The sequence below is a fragment of the Pantoea sp. XAF26B01_ASV70 genome, assembly GCF_054512635.1.
Genome location: NZ_CM137251.1, coordinates 2124428 through 2136090 on the forward strand (window position 1 = coordinate 2124428; position 11663 = coordinate 2136090).

An 11663-nucleotide genomic window follows, 5' to 3' on the forward strand; every position below is an offset into this window, starting at 1 on the left:
CGCATCTGAGCGGTTAAGCCCCTGACGGAGAGAGTATGTCCCTGAAAACGCCTGTCGCTATCCACTCAAAATTGCCGGACGTCGGCACCACTATTTTCAGCGTGATTGGCCAGCTTTCGGCGCAGCATCAGGCGATTAACCTGTCGCAGGGCGCGCCCAATTTCCCCTGTGATCCGGCGCTGGTCGACTCAGTCAGCCGCGCGATGCAGGAAGGACATAATCAGTATGCCGCCATGATGGGCTTGCCCGCCTTACGCGACGCGCTTGCCAGCAAAGTGCAGGCGCTCTATGGACAACAATATGATGCCGCCAGTGAAGTGCTGATCACCGGCAGCGCCAGCCAGGGGCTCTATATGGCGATCACCGCGCTGGTTCATCAGGGCGATGAGGTGATCTTCTTTGAACCGGCGTTTGACAGCTACGCGCCGGTGGTGCGGTTGCAGGGCGGTAAACCGATTGGCCTGAAGTTGCAGGTGCCGTCGTTTGCTATCGACTGGGATCAGTTGCGGGCAGCAATCACGCCGCGCACCCGGATGATCATTATTAATACGCCGCACAACCCCAGCGCGCAGGTGCTGACCCCCGACGACCTGAATCAGCTGGCAGCCTTAATCCGCAACACCGATATCGTGGTGCTCTCCGATGAGGTTTACGAGCATATTCTGTTTGATGGCCGCCCGCATTGTGGGATGGCGACGCATCCGGAGCTGGCAGCCCGCAGCGTCATTGTCTCTTCGTTTGGCAAAACCTTCCACGTCACCGGCTGGCGGGTAGGCTACTGTCTGGCACCGGCAGAGCTGATGACTGAGCTGGTGAAAGTGCATCAGTTTATGATGTACGCCGCCGATACGCCGATGCAGGTCGGTTTCGCACACTATCTGCAGACGCCAGAGAACTATCTGTCGCTCAGCGCCTTCTATCAGCAGAAGCGCGACCGGCTGATCGCCCTGATGCAGAACTCCCCGTTCCGGCTGCTGCCGAGTGCTGGTTCGTTCTTTATGCTCGCCAGCTATGGACATTTCAGTGACGAACCGGACAGTGAAATGGTAAAACGTCTTATCGTCGATCACGGTGTGGCGACCATACCGCTGTCGGCGTTTTATATGGATGGCACAGATAACAAACTGATTCGGCTCTCTTTTGCTAAAGACGAGGCGACACTTGAGGCTGGCGCGGCTGCGCTATGTGCTTTTTCTCGCTGATTCACGCCACCGCGTGAGGCAGCTCGGGGAACAGGTAACCAGGACTTTTCGGGGTAAATGACATAATGAAGAAACTGAACGCGCTTTTTCTCGCTCTGGGCATGATGACATCGGTACAGGCACTGGCACAGGATTTACGCTACGGCGTGGAGTCACAATATCCGCCTTTTGAAAGCCGCAATGCTAAAGGGGAACTGGAAGGCTTTGATATCGAGCTGGGCAATGCCATCTGTAAGGCGGGCAACTTCAGCTGCCACTGGGTTGAGAGCAGCTTTGATGCGCTGATCCCGGCACTACAGGCGAAAAAGTTCGACGCCATTAACTCGGCGATGAACATCACCGAAGCGCGCGCCAGAAGCATTGCGTTTACGCAGCCGATCTACCGTATTCCGACCATGTTAGTGGCGAAGACCGGTGAAAATCTGGCACCGACTGCCGAAGGTCTGAAGGGCAAGAACATCGGTGTATTACAGGGATCCATCCAGGAAACCTATGCGAAGAAGCACTGGGAGCCGCAGGGTGTGACCGTGACCTCGTATCAGGATCAAAACCAGGTTTACAACGACATGGTCGCGGGCCGCCTGGATGGCACACTGGTGATGTCTGCTGCCGGTCAGTCTGGCTTCCTCGATAAACCGCAGGGCAAAGGCTTTGGTTTTGTTGGCAAGCCAGTCGAAGATGACGCGATTCTTGGTTCAGGCATCGGCTACGGCCTGCGCAAAGATGACGCGCAGCTGAAGCAGTCACTGGATGCGGCGATTGCTAAAGTGCAGGGTGATGGCACCATCAAAAAGCTGGCTGAAAAATATTTCCCAGGCATTGATGTCAGCGCGAAGCCATAATCGCAATCGGGCGCGTTCTGCGCCCGATTCCTCCGCTTATTCCGCCGCCAGATAACAGAGTTTTTCCGCCACCTGATAGGACCTCACAAACGACGTTACCGGCAGAAATTCGAAGCGTGAATGGAAGTTGTGCGCGCCAGTAAAGAAGTTCGGCGTCAGCAGACCTTTGGCTGACAGCGCGGCACCGTCTGTACCGCCACGCATCGGAATCACCTTCGGCTCAATCTCCAGCGCGGCAAAGGCACTGAAGATCAGGTCAATCGCCCGACGATCTTCACCCAGGGCATTGCTGATATTGCTGTAAGTATCGCTGATACCCACGCTCACCTTGCCGGTGGGGTAACGCGCCGCCAGATCCTCTGCTGCCTGCTGCAACTGCTGCTTACGTGCCGCAAAGCTGGTCAGATCAAAATCACGGATTGAGGCCTTAAGCGTCGCCTTGCTGGCGTTGGCCTGAATCTCATTGAACCAGATATAGCCTTCACGGCCTTCAGTGTGCTCCGGGGTCTGCTGCCGATCAAACCGGCTGATATAGTCATGCGCCATCAGCAGCGGATTGACCAGCACCCCTTTGCCCGACATCGGATGGGCGGGTACACCGGTAAACACAATTTCTGCAGCGGCAGCATTGAAGTTTTCATAGACCACTTCGCCCAGTTCGCAGCAGTCGATGGTCCAGGCGAAATCAACATTAAAGCGCGTTTCCAGATCCAGCGCTTTCGCGCCGCGCAGGCCAATCTCCTCGTCCGGCACAAAGGCCACCACGATGTCGCCGTGGTCGCCGTTAAGGTTCTGCATCAGCGTCATCACCACGGTGACCGCCGCTTTGTTGTCCGCGCCCAGCACGCTGGTGCCGTCGCTGAAGATCACCTGCTGACCGACGTAGGGCGCGATCTCCGGATGTTCATCGCGGCGCAGCCAGATATCCTGCTCTGCATTCAGACAGAGATCTTCGCCCTGCCAGGTGAGGATCTGCGGGTGGATATCGGGCGACAAACCGACATCAACGGTATCGATATGCGTAATAAACCCGATGCGCGGCGCGTCAGGCCGGTTGCCGCGTTTCACCGCCGTCACCGTAGCATGCTCATCAATCACTACCTCATCCAGCCCTGACGCGCGCAGCTCATCCGCCAGCAGTTCCGCCATGGCGTGCTGGCTCGGCGTGCTGGGCAGGGTGGTGGATTTGGCATCGCTCTGACTGCTGATGGCGAGGTAACGGAAAAAACGTTCTGTGAGCTGCGACTCAAGTTTGTCTGTCATCACTATTCCTTATTAGTCAGCCACCGGCGGGGTTCGTTATGGTGCCGAATCGTGCTATCAATGAAGCATCTGAATGATTCATTTAGATATTGTGATCACCGGAAGTCAATACAAAGCGAGGATAATAATGAAAATCAAGATAGCCACCTTAGCGCTTGTTACGGCTGGGATAGCGCTGGCTGGCAGCGTTAACGCCAAAACGCTGGTCTTCTGTTCTGAGGGATCGCCAGAGAACTTTAACCCGCAGCTCTATACCTCGGGGACCAGCGTTGACGCCAGTGCGGTGCCGGTCTTCAACCGGCTGGTGGACTTTACGCCTGGCACCACCAACCTGGTGCCCAGCCTGGCGGAACGCTGGGAAATCAGCCCGGATGGCACGGTTTACACCTTCCATCTGCGCAAGAATGTGAAGTTTCAGAGCAATAAAGCCTTCAAACCCAGCCGCGACTTCAACGCCGACGATGTGATCTTCTCGTTTATGCGCCAGATGGACCCTAAAAATCCCTATCACAATGTCTCTGGCGGCACCTATTCCAACTTCGAAAGCCTGGAGCTCTCCACGCTGATTAAAAGTATCGACCGGGTCGATGACCACACCGTACGTTTTACGCTGTCCCATCCGGAAGCGCCGTTCCTTGCCGATCTCGCCTGGTACTTCGCCTCGATCCACTCGGCGGAATATGCAGACGCGATGCTGAAAGCGGGGACGCCGGAGAAGGTCGATATGAACCCGATCGGCACCGGACCGTTTGAGCTGGTGCAGTATCAGAAAGATTCCCGCATTCTCTACAAAGCGTTCCCGGACTACTGGCAGGGCAAGGCGAAACTCGATCGGCTGGTGTTCAGCATCACGCCGGATGCCTCCGTGCGCTACGCCAAGCTGGAGAAGAACGAGTGTCAGGTGATGCCTTTCCCTAATCCCGCCGATCTTGAAAAGATGCGCGCTAACCCGGATATCACCCTGGAACAGAAGGCGGGTCTGAATACCGGCTTCCTGGCGTTTAACACCACTAAAGCGCCAACCGATAACGTTAAAGTGCGTCAGGCGCTGGCGATGGCGATCAACAAATCGGCAATAATCGAGGCGATTTTTAAAGGCACCGGCACGGTTGCGAAAAATATCCTGCCACCGGGCGTCTGGAGCGCCGACAAAGATCTGAAAGATTACGACTACGATCCAGAGAAGGCCAAAGCCCTGCTGCAACAGGCGGGTGTGAAACCGGGTACCGAAATTGCGCTCTGGGCGATGCCGGTTCAGCGGCCTTACAATCCGAATGCGCGCCGCATGGCGGAGATGATTCAGTCGGACTGGGCTAAAGTCGGCATCAAAGCCAATATCGTCAGCTATGAGTGGGGCGAATACCTGAAACGCGTGCGCAGCGGCGAGCATCAGGCGGCACTGATGGGCTGGACCACCGCCACCGGCGATCCGGACAACTTTTTTGGCCCGCTTTACAGCTGTACCTCGGCACAGGGCGGTTCCAACTCCTCAAAATGGTGCTATCAGCCGTTCGAGAAGTTAATCACCGAAGCCCGCGCCGAGCCGGATCAGGGCAAACGCACCGCGCTCTATCTGCAGGCACAGCAGATGATGCATGACCAGATGCCTGCGGTGATGATTGCGCACTCCACCATCTTTGAGCCGGTGCGCAAATCGGTCAGCGGCTATCAGGTCGATCCGTTCGGCAAACACATCTTCTATCAGGTTGATATTAAGCAGTAAGTGATTGCCGCTAAAAACAGAGCCCCACTTCCAAGTGGGGCTCTGTTTATGCACTAAAGTCAGGGTTTATATGACCGCAACGATAAAGCTCAACGCGAAGGGAACACGAGCAGGGAGGAAAGCGTCCCGCCGCCCGGATAAAAACGCCGGGAGCGTTTTTGAACAACGCAAAGCGTTGGCCCGGCTACGGGCGCACCTCAGGGATGAGGTGCGTAATCGCGTGGGCCGGGCATGCCATGGAGGTCGGCTTTTGCGACTTTCCGATCGGGTCGTGTTTCCTTCGCCGGCACCCTCTCACAGCGAATCGGTGCAGACGTAACCCGTGTTCCTTAGCCAACACCCTCTCACGGAAGCAGCCAGGACGTTAACCCATATTCCCTTAGCAACCTGAATCACATGGCAATCTGGTACCGAGCTGGTTAAACCACAACCCTGTAACTCTCATCCCATCCTCACCTGCTGATCCATCTCCGTCAGCCGCTGCTGCAAAAACTGCAGAAACAGCGTCAGCGCCGCATTCCGCTGGCGGCCGGACACCGTCTGAAGCTGCAACGTTCGCTGACTCAGCTGATCCACCCCCATCGAACGCAACACCAGATTTTGCGTGTCGCGCTCAAACAACAGGGTAAACGCACTGCAAATGGTTACTGCCTGCGGGGTATGCAGCAAAAAGTGGTAGAGCGTAGCGAAATAGTCGCAGGTCAGCACCGGCTCGACCACGCAGTCGTTCATCTGACAGGAGAGGTCAAACAACTGCCGCACGGTAGTATGCTGACCTGGCAACGCCAGCGGCCAGCCATGCAGATCGGCCAGCGTCACCTGACGCGATGCCAGCGGATGTGACTGATGCATCGCCAGTAACACCGGCGCCGGCCACGAGCCGAGCACCTCAACGCTGCGCTCCGGTTGCAGACTGAACTGCAGCGCAACATCGCATTCCCCAGCTCTGACGCATGCCGCCACGCCCTGCGAGTGCGTCACATTAAGCGCAAACAGCACGCCGGGATTGGCCTGACGAAACTCCGCCAGCAGACCCGGCAGCAGACTGAACGCCATTCCGTCGGTGCAGGCAATGTGGATCAGGCTGCGCCGTATTGCTTTCAGCCCTTTAATCTCCGCCAGCGCATATTCCATATCGAGCTGACTCTTGCGCACATGATGCGCGAATATTTCACCCGCTTCGTTCAATACCATGCCGCGTGCATGCCGCTCAAACAGCGGCACACCCACCTGCGTTTCCAGGCGCTGGATCTGGCGACTAATCGCCGACACCGCCACAAAGAGTTGCTCGCTGGCGGCGCTGAGTGATCCGCACTGTACGACCGCCAGGAAATAGCGGATCTCACTGCTTAACATGGTCACTCCGGCAAAACGCATCATAAAAGGGCAGGCGTGGCTTGCTTTAAAAGCAAGGCTCACTCGATAAATTAATAATTGTGGCAAAGAGAGAAGTTTGTCAAAGATAAAGCACGATAAAAAGAACAGACAGGGCAAACATGACAGAGCAACAGACCGTTGACCAGGCGATGCACTATTTCGACAGTGGCGAGTTTCAGCAGCTGCTGGCACGACGAATTTCCTGCGTGACCGAAAGCCAGCACGCCAGCAGGCAGGTGGAGCTTGAGAACTATCTGCAGCAGGAGATCGGCCCGCAGCTGGCGGCGATGGGCTTTACGCTGCACCCGTTTGAGAATCCGCAGCCCGGCAGCCCGCCGTTTCTGATCGCCACGCTCATTGAAGATTCCTCCAGACCGACGCTGCTCTGCTATGGCCACGGCGATGTGGTGTTCGGCGACGATGAGAACTGGCGCGACGGTTTATCACCGTGGCAACTCACGGCTGAAGATGACCGCCTGTACGGGCGCGGCAGTGCGGACAACAAAGGCCAGCACTGCATCAATCTCGCGGCGCTGGAGCAGGTGTGGCAGGCACGCGGTGGCGCACTGGGCTTCAACTGCAAAATTTTGTTTGAAATGGGTGAAGAGATCAGTTCACCGGGGTTGGCGGAGATTTGTCAGCAGCAGCGGGCGCTGTTACAGGCCGACCTCTTTATCGCCTCTGATGGCCCGCGACTGAACGCGGTGCGGCCGACACTGTTCCTGGGTTCGCGTGGCGCGGCGAACTTTCGTCTGACTATCAGGGCGCGCGACAACGCCTATCACTCCGGCAACTGGGGCGGACTGCTGAGTAATCCCGGCACCCAGCTGGCGAATGCGCTCGCCTGCCTGGTGAATGCAAAGGGTGTTTTGCAGGTCGCCGCGCTGAAACCGGACTCCCTGACCGATGCGGTGCGCGCCATCCTCAGTGATATTGAGGTGGGCGGAATGCCGGGCGATCCGGCGCTGGCCGACGGCTGGGGCGAGCCGGGTCTGACGCCTGCGGAGCGTCTTTATGGCTGGAACACGCTGGAGGTGCTGGCGTTTGAAACCGGTAACCCGGCGCGCCCGATGAACGCCATTCCCGGCAGCGCCACGGCGGTGTGTCAGCTGCGATTTGTGGTCGGCACCGACTGGGAAAATCTGGTCCGGCATGTCGAAAGTCACCTGCATCAGCACGGCTTCGATAACGTCAGCGTAGAGTTTATGCGCGGTTCACCTGCAACGCGACTCGATCCGCAGGATCCGCTGGTGGCCTGGGCGCTGGACACGCTGGCCCGCAGCAGCGGTAAAAAACCGGCGCTGTTGCCCAATCTCGGCGGTTCACTGCCCAATGAGGTATTTGCCGATATCCTCGGCCTCCCGACGCTGTGGGTGCCCCATTCCTATCCGGCCTGCGGCCAGCACGGCGTTAACGAACACATGCTCACCTCTGTTGCACGTGAAGGGCTGGCGATCATGACCCGCCTTTTCTGGCAACTGGGTGAAGAGGGCGAACAACTGATGTCGCGCCACCATCAGTGGCGGAGAGGTGAACAATGAGCAGCATCGCGCAGAGTACTCCGCAGGTGAAACCGAGCCTGCACAAAACGCTGTTCGCTACCTGCATTGGTAACGCGCTGGAGTGGTTCGACATCGCGGTGTATGGCTTCTTCGCCAGCTACATCGCGCACGTCTTCTTTCCGGTCAGCGATCCGTCGGTGTCGCTGCTGCTGACCTTCGGCAGCTTCGGCATCTCATTCCTGATCCGTCCACTGGGTGCCATCGTGCTGGGCAACTATGCCGACCGTCATGGCCGTAAAAAAGCGCTGCTGCTCTCAATCAATCTGATGATGCTGGGCGGGGCGATCATTACCTTTATGCCGGGTTACGCCACTATTGGTCTGGCGGCGCCGCTGCTGATTATCCTGGCGCGCCTGATTCAGGGCTTCTCTGCCGGGGGCGAGTTTGGCAGTTCCACCGCTTTCCTGGTAGAGCACTTTCCCGAGCGCAAAGCCTTTATCGCCAGCTGGCAGTTCGCCACACAGGGCGCCAGTACTCTGATGGCATCGGCGTTCGGCCTCGGGCTGACACACTGGCTGAGCGAAAGCGAGATTCAGGCGTGGGGCTGGCGTATCCCGTTTGCTTTCGGCTTACTGATTGGACCGCTGGGGATCTACATTCGCCGTCACGTGCAGGAGCCCGCCAGCTTTGCGACGCAGGAGAAGGAAGCCACACCGCTGAAAACGCTGTTCGGGCGGCAGAAAGCGCTGATCACCCTGGCGATTGGGGTGATGGTGATCTCGACCGCGGTCAACTACATGCTCAATTACATTCCGACCTACGCCACCAAAACGCTGCATCTGCCGGGATCGGTGGCCTTCACCGCCACGCTGGTCGCAGGGATTATCCTGACGGTGGTGACGCCCATAATGGGATTGTGGGCGGAGCGGATAGGCCGATTGCCGCTGATGTGGGGATCGCTGCTGCTGTTGATGGTCACGATCTATCCCGCCTTCAAATGGATGGTCGATCACACTACGCCCACCACGCTGATCCTGCTGGTGGCGTGGATGGCGCTACTCAAGTCGGTCTATTTCTCCACGGTGCCGTCGGTGATGGCCGATCTCTTCCCGGCGACCACGCGCGCCAGCGGCATGGCGATCAGCTACAACGTGGCCGTGACGGTATTTGGCGGGTTTGCACCGCTGATTTGCAGCATGCTGATTGCCGCCACCGGCAGCAGTCTGGCGCCTGGATACTACCTGATGGCTGTGGCGGTGCTGAGTGGCATCGCGCTGCTGCGCTGCAGTAAGCGGGTGGCATAAAAGAGTGGGCCAATTACTGGCCCACTCTGGTACTGACAACGTCAGGTACGGGAGGCGGTAAGATCGAGCCAGTGATTAACTGAACTGTAAATAGGCAACATGGGTCTGCAGATACTCCTCCAGACCATGTTTTCCATCGGCACCGCCGACACCCGATTTACGCCACCCGGCATGAAATCCCTGCATCGCTTCGAAGTTTTCACGGTTAACATAGGTTTCGCCGAACTTCAGCTTTCGCAGCGCGGTCATGGTGGTATTCAGATTCTGCGTATAAATCGAGGAGGTCAGCCCATACTCGCAGTCGTTGGCCAGCGTAATCGCCTCGTCAAGCGTTTTAAAACTCATCACCGGCAGAACCGGGCCAAAAATCTCCTCCTGCATAATCGCCATCTCCTGGCGCACCTCAGTCAGCAAGGTGGGTTGGAAAAAGAAGCCTCTGTCTCCGGCGCGCTTGCCGCCCAGAACCACTTTCGCCCCTGCGGCGACGGCCTCTGCCACCTTCTGCTCCACCCGATCCCGTGCTGCGGCATTAATCAGCGGACCCATATCGATATCGCTGCGTTCGGCCGGGTCGCCAAATGTCACCTGCTGAAACGCGGCGGTCAGTGCGCTGATAAAACGATCGTAAATGCCTTCCTGCACATAGAGCCGCTCCACGCAATTGCAGACCTGTCCGCTGTTAATGATCCGCGAGCTGACGACCGCCCGCACAGCCAGCTCGAGGTCGGCATCATCCATCACGATGGCAGGGGCTTTGCCACCCAGTTCCAGCGACACTTTGGTGACATTTTTAGCCGCGGCTTCCATGGTGGCAATGCCCGCACCGACGCTTCCGGTCAGACTCACCAGACCGACCTTAGGATTTGCTGCCAGCTCCTGTCCCACTTCCGGTCCCAGACCATAAACAAAGTTAATGACGCCAGCAGGCAGGCCTAGCTTTTGTATGATGTCGGCAAAAAGTGCCGCATTATTCGGTGTCAGCTCACTGGGTTTGATCACGATGGTGTTTCCGGTGATCAGGGCCGGTGCCGCTTTGCGGGCAATGAGGAAGAAGGGGAAATTCCACGGCAGTATTCCGGTAGTGACGCCGATCGCTTTTTTGAACAGGAAGATATTTTCGTTGGGGCGGTCACTGTTGATGATCTCACCTTCATAGCGACGCGCCCACTCCGCCATGTAGTCGAGGTAGTCGGCGGTGAACATCACTTCGGTCTTCGCCAGCCCCTGGGTTTTTCCACCCTCAGCCACAATGGTTGCCGTCAGTTCAGGCTCACGCTGGCGGATGGCGGTGGCAATTTTGTGCAGCCAGACGCCGCGCTCTACTGCAGGCAGCGCTTCCCATCCAGGCTGAGCCACTTCTGCGGCGCTGATGGCAAGGCTGGCATCCTGACGACTGCCCTGGGGAATACGGGACAGCAACGCCTCCGTGGACGGATTGATCACTTCAATCCAACGGTCACCCTGATGGGCTACAAATTCGCCATTAATGAAATGTTGATGATGTGTTGTCATTCGCTTAGCTCTCCGCTATCGATACGTTGCAGTAATGTGATAGCAGGGTGAAACAGATTGCTCAGGGCTACCTTTAGCTGATTGCCAGCTGCCGGGAGCGGCTGGCAGCCAATCACAGATATCGGTGAGTTCTGCGGCAAAAACGTCAATATGTTGTAGATTTAAAGGAGTGAAGTGGTAATAAAGGGGTTAAATCATGGCAAATGGATGGGCGTCAGAAGGCGCAGTACAGGAACAGATCGATAGCACCGTCAATGACGGCATTGAGCGGGTAAGACAGTCGATCGGACAGGGCGAAAGCGCCACCGAATGTGAGCTCTGCGGCGAGCCGATTCCCGAAGCGCGTCGTCAGGCGCTTAAAGGCGTGCACTATTGTGTGGCGTGTCAGGAAAAAATCGACAAGCAGCAGCAGACCAGCAGTTTATATAACCGTCGGGGCAGTAAAGACAGTCAGTTGCGCTGACCTTCAGGAGCCTGGCATCGCCAGGCCACTGCCAATAAACCACGCCAGAAAGCCCACGCCCGCCACAATGATGGCGATCGGAAACAGAATTCCAATTCTCATAATTTACCTGCTGCAAACAGCGATTTCAGGGGCTGCGATCTTATCATGAGATCTGCAATACGGCGCGGTGGGTTTTCAGCAGAGTGAACAGCTGGAACTGCGTTGCATCATTTTCCTCCCGCAACACCTCACCTTTTTTATAGAGAATATGGTGAACATGTCCGAGCTGACGCCAGACCACTATCGCTGAGGCGATCAGGGCGCAATGCTGATCCGCCTGCACACACTCAAGGGTGGCATAGTGGGTTTCATCCAGGCCATTCACAAACACCTTTATCGCATCTGCAGGTAATATCGCGCGCAGATCATCCAGCATGACCTGGCTGACTGACTGCGAAAGAAACAGCGTTAACCACTTTGTCGTCATCCCATT

Annotated in this window: 11 protein-coding genes; 6 read left to right on the top strand and 5 right to left on the bottom strand. The window is 57.0% G+C overall.

Annotation, left to right across the window (positions count from 1 at the left end; all coding sequences use genetic code 11):
• Positions 1–35: 35 nt before the first annotated feature.
• Together ACX8ZY_RS09900 and ACX8ZY_RS09905 are read left to right on the top strand one after the other, a co-directional pair.
• Entirely contained in the window at positions 36–1202 is a 1167-nt protein-coding gene (locus tag ACX8ZY_RS09900) for a methionine aminotransferase (protein ID WP_033757747.1), read from the top strand.
• Positions 1203–1267: 65 nt separating this feature from the next.
• Positions 1268–2044 carry a transporter substrate-binding domain-containing protein gene (locus ACX8ZY_RS09905; protein ID WP_010670199.1) on the top strand — a complete coding sequence of 259 codons (777 nt, stop codon included), beginning with the start codon at positions 1268–1270 and terminating at the stop codon, positions 2042–2044.
• 36 nt (positions 2045–2080) lie between these two features.
• Here the strand turns inward: ACX8ZY_RS09905 and pepT are convergent, their stop codons facing one another.
• The gene (gene pepT / locus ACX8ZY_RS09910) at positions 2081–3307 is read right to left on the bottom strand and encodes a peptidase T (protein ID WP_421664925.1); all 1227 of its coding nucleotides are present in this window, start codon (positions 3305–3307) and stop codon (positions 2081–2083) included.
• Positions 3308–3434: 127 nt separating this feature from the next.
• Here pepT and ACX8ZY_RS09915 point away from each other — a divergent pair, with 127 nt between their 5' ends.
• Positions 3435–5030, top strand: a complete 1596-nt coding sequence (locus ACX8ZY_RS09915; RefSeq protein WP_421664926.1) for an ABC transporter substrate-binding protein — start codon at positions 3435–3437, stop codon at positions 5028–5030.
• 441 nt (positions 5031–5471) lie between these two features.
• Here the strand turns inward: ACX8ZY_RS09915 and ACX8ZY_RS09920 are convergent, their stop codons facing one another.
• Positions 5472–6386 carry a LysR family transcriptional regulator gene (locus ACX8ZY_RS09920; RefSeq protein WP_346550968.1) on the bottom strand — a complete coding sequence of 305 codons (915 nt, stop codon included), beginning with the start codon at positions 6384–6386 and terminating at the stop codon, positions 5472–5474.
• Positions 6387–6526: 140 nt separating this feature from the next.
• Here ACX8ZY_RS09920 and ACX8ZY_RS09925 point away from each other — a divergent pair, with 140 nt between their 5' ends.
• Both ACX8ZY_RS09925 and ACX8ZY_RS09930 read left to right on the top strand, forming a co-directional pair.
• Positions 6527–7948 (top strand): M20 family metallopeptidase, encoded by a 1422-nt coding sequence (locus ACX8ZY_RS09925; protein WP_421664927.1) that lies wholly within the window; start codon positions 6527–6529, stop codon positions 7946–7948.
• Positions 7945–9213: an MFS transporter gene (locus ACX8ZY_RS09930; RefSeq protein ID WP_187507552.1), complete on the top strand. Its 1269-nt coding sequence runs from the start codon at positions 7945–7947 to the stop codon at positions 9211–9213. The genes ACX8ZY_RS09925 and ACX8ZY_RS09930 overlap by 4 nt, the downstream gene beginning before the upstream one ends.
• A gap of 75 nt (positions 9214–9288) precedes the next feature.
• Here the strand turns inward: ACX8ZY_RS09930 and aldA are convergent, their stop codons facing one another.
• Entirely contained in the window at positions 9289–10725 is a 1437-nt protein-coding gene (gene aldA / locus ACX8ZY_RS09935; RefSeq protein ID WP_010244734.1) for an aldehyde dehydrogenase, read from the bottom strand.
• Between the two features lie 196 nt (positions 10726–10921).
• On the opposite strand from aldA, the gene ACX8ZY_RS09940 reads away from it, so the two are divergent.
• Entirely contained in the window at positions 10922–11188 is a 267-nt protein-coding gene (locus tag ACX8ZY_RS09940; RefSeq protein ID WP_010244737.1) for a DksA/TraR family C4-type zinc finger protein, read from the top strand.
• Between the two features lie 3 nt (positions 11189–11191).
• Here ACX8ZY_RS09940 and ACX8ZY_RS09945 read toward each other — a convergent pair whose 3' ends face one another.
• On the bottom strand, positions 11192–11290 hold the full coding sequence (locus tag ACX8ZY_RS09945; protein WP_008925225.1) for a YoaK family small membrane protein: 99 nt from the start codon (positions 11288–11290) through the stop codon (positions 11192–11194).
• Positions 11291–11333: 43 nt separating this feature from the next.
• On the bottom strand, positions 11334–11657 hold the full coding sequence (locus ACX8ZY_RS09950; protein WP_010244743.1) for a hypothetical protein: 324 nt from the start codon (positions 11655–11657) through the stop codon (positions 11334–11336).
• Positions 11658–11663 lie beyond the last annotated feature (6 nt).

Bases quoted from the DNA above. Each gene is read 5' to 3' on its own strand.
- ACX8ZY_RS09900 (WP_033757747.1), top strand. From the start codon at position 36: ATGTCCCTGAAAACGCCTGTCGCTATCCACTCAAAATTGCCGGACGTC.
- ACX8ZY_RS09905 (WP_010670199.1), top strand. From the start codon at position 1,268: ATGAAGAAACTGAACGCGCTTTTTCTCGCTCTGGGCATGATGACATCG.
- pepT (WP_421664925.1), bottom strand. From the start codon at position 3,307: ATGACAGACAAACTTGAGTCGCAGCTCACAGAACGTTTTTTCCGTTAC.
- ACX8ZY_RS09915 (WP_421664926.1), top strand. From the start codon at position 3,435: ATGAAAATCAAGATAGCCACCTTAGCGCTTGTTACGGCTGGGATAGCG.
- ACX8ZY_RS09920 (WP_346550968.1), bottom strand. From the start codon at position 6,386: ATGTTAAGCAGTGAGATCCGCTATTTCCTGGCGGTCGTACAGTGCGGA.
- ACX8ZY_RS09925 (WP_421664927.1), top strand. From the start codon at position 6,527: ATGACAGAGCAACAGACCGTTGACCAGGCGATGCACTATTTCGACAGT.
- ACX8ZY_RS09930 (WP_187507552.1), top strand. From the start codon at position 7,945: ATGAGCAGCATCGCGCAGAGTACTCCGCAGGTGAAACCGAGCCTGCAC.
- aldA (WP_010244734.1), bottom strand. From the start codon at position 10,725: ATGACAACACATCATCAACATTTCATTAATGGCGAATTTGTAGCCCAT.
- ACX8ZY_RS09940 (WP_010244737.1), top strand. From the start codon at position 10,922: ATGGCAAATGGATGGGCGTCAGAAGGCGCAGTACAGGAACAGATCGAT.
- ACX8ZY_RS09945 (WP_008925225.1), bottom strand. From the start codon at position 11,290: ATGAGAATTGGAATTCTGTTTCCGATCGCCATCATTGTGGCGGGCGTG.
- ACX8ZY_RS09950 (WP_010244743.1), bottom strand. From the start codon at position 11,657: ATGACGACAAAGTGGTTAACGCTGTTTCTTTCGCAGTCAGTCAGCCAG.